At 39.3% G+C, this 2,544-nt stretch carries 2 protein-coding genes; both read left to right on the top strand.

Going from position 1 to position 2,544, the window contains the following annotated elements; genetic code table 11:
- The first annotated feature begins 82 nt into the window (after positions 1-82).
- Positions 83-1,177 carry an SGNH/GDSL hydrolase family protein gene (locus tag E7303_RS10140; RefSeq protein WP_292145153.1) on the top strand — a complete coding sequence of 365 codons (1,095 nt, stop codon included), beginning with the start codon at positions 83-85 and terminating at the stop codon, positions 1,175-1,177.
- A 69-nt stretch (positions 1,178-1,246) separates the two neighbouring features.
- Positions 1,247-2,311, top strand: coding sequence for an undecaprenyldiphospho-muramoylpentapeptide beta-N-acetylglucosaminyltransferase (locus E7303_RS10135; protein WP_292145160.1), 1,065 nt, complete (start codon positions 1,247-1,249; stop codon positions 2,309-2,311).
- Positions 2,312-2,544 lie beyond the last annotated feature (233 nt).

Genomic DNA, 2,544 nt, shown 5'->3' with positions numbered 1-2,544 from the left:
GGAGCCGTATGCGTTAATAGCGCACGTACGGTTCTGAAAAGGGGTATGGGGAGTAATCCCCATATCTACTTAAGGGAGTTTAATGGATAATACAAAAATGTCATCAAAAAATTTTATAAAAAGACTGATAATCACAGTTCTTATCCTCATATTTACAGTCGGGGCAGTAGTCTATGTTTTTGACCCCTTTTACCACTACCACAAACCATGGCTTGGACTTAAGGAAGTCCTTAACGACAAAGAATACCAATGCATAGGCACATTAAGGCACTTTGACTACGACACACTTTTAGTTGGTTCCTCTGTTATGGAGAACAATGACAATGCCTGGTATGATGAGGCTTATGGCGTAAAATCGATAAAGGCGATCCGCTCATATGGCGCCACCGCAGACCTTTGTTACCTTATGGATGAAGCCTATGAAAACCATGATATAAAGTATGTCTTTTACAATATCGATCCTTCATCACTTTCAGCAGATGCGGAAACTACCTATGAGTCTACAGGCTGCCCAATGTACCTGTATGATCACAATCCTTTTAATGATGTGCAATATCTTTTTAATAAGGATGTGCTCTTTGAAAAGATTCCATATATGATAGCCAATTCCTATCTTGGAGATTACGACGAGGGACTTTCATATAACTGGGCCAAGTGGAAAACTTTTGATATTCAGATGGCTCTGGGGCTTTACTACAGACCTATCGATGTAGTAGAAATGCAGGATGAGACAATCTATAGCGACAAGTTAAGTGCTAACATAGCTCTTTTGACAAAAGAGGTAGCTGATCACCCTGAGACACAGTTCATGTTCTTTTACCCAGCTTATTCAATGCTCTGGTGGGACGGTGTTTATAGAACAGGAGAAAGAGATGCCTATATCTATTGTGAAAAAGAGATGACGAAAGCTCTTTTGCAATATGATAATGTCAGGATTTTCTGCTTCCAGAACGAACCGGATGTAATAACAAATCTGTATAATTACATGGATTCAATCCACTTCTCTCCTGAGATCAATAAGCTTATGCTTGATCAGATGATAAATGGCGAGTATGAGATGACTCTTGATAACTACGAGGAAGTTTTGGATGGAGTAAAAGAGTTCTCAGACAAAATAGTAAATGAGCTTATTGTGCCATATGAAGAACAGGATATGCTCACCTACGAAATCAGGTAAATTATGGTATAATGTTGTGCAGAATATTTTTAGAATTGGAAGAAGGAATAAAAAGTGAGCGATAAACCGATCAAAAAAATAGTGCTTACAGGTGGCGGAAGTGCCGGTCATGTAACACCTAATATCGCATTGATCCCAGCACTGAAGAAAGCTGGATATGAAATTTATTATATTGGTTCATATAACGGAATCGAGAAAAAGCTTATTGAGGACTACAACATTCCTTATTTTGGAATAGCCACAGGTAAGCTTCGCAGATATTTTGATCCAAAGAATTTTACAGATCCTTTCAGAGTTTTAAAGGGATTCACAGAGGCAGTTAAACTTCTTAAAAGAATTAAACCTGACGTTGTTTTTTCTAAAGGCGGATTTGTAAGCGTTCCTGTTGTGAGAGCTGCAGGAGCATTAAAGATTCCATACCTTGTTCACGAATCAGATATGACACCCGGACTTGCCAATAAACTTAGCATGTCGGGAGCAAAAAAAATATGTTGTAACTTCCCGGAGACAATGCGTCTTTTGCCTGCTGATAAGGCTGTTCTTACAGGAACTCCAATAAGAGAAGAGCTTGGACTTGGTGATAAAGAAGTTGGAAAAAAGCTTTGCGGATTCGAGGATGACAAGCCTGTACTTATGGTAATCGGCGGAAGCCTTGGCGCACAGTCAGTTAATGAGACTGTAAGATACGCCCTTCCAAGACTCCTTCCATATTTTAACGTTGTCCACATTTGCGGAAAAGAAAAGATGGACAATTTAAAACTTACTGTCCCGGGCTACAAGCAGTTTGAATACGTTAAAAATGAGTTAAAAGACATTTTTGCTATGGCTGACATAGTAGTTTCAAGAGCAGGAGCTAACTCAATCTGCGAACTACTTGCACTTAAAAAGCCGAACATTTTGATCCCGCTTTCAACTAAATCAAGCAGAGGAGACCAGATGCTTAATGCAAGGTCTTTTGAGCAGCAGGGATTCTCACTTGTAATTGATAACGATGATCTTGATGAGGACATCCTTGTGGAAACAATCGAAGATCTCTACAAAAACCGCGAGAAATTCATTGAGAACATGAACAAGAGTAATCTTCACAGCGCAACAAATACAATTGTCAAACTTATTGACGAACAGATCCAGTAATAGAGAGCTTCTCCATAAAGATGGAGGGGCTTTTTCATTTATCAGAGAATTGGTGTATTATTGAATTAGCGTATATTTATATGAGGGAGAAATGTTATGAAGAAAAGATTTGTGGCTTTAGTTATGGCACTGACAATGGTTCTATCTGCCTGTGCTTCAACCCCAGTTGAAAGCCCTGACGCGCAGTCAGCGCAGGAAACAACAGAAGTTTCTGAAGGAAACGAGCAGAATGC

The organism is Butyrivibrio sp., from assembly GCF_015056685.1.
GTDB lineage: Bacteria > Bacillota > Clostridia > Lachnospirales > Lachnospiraceae > Butyrivibrio.
This window is presented reverse-complemented; position numbering and strand designations above follow the sequence as displayed.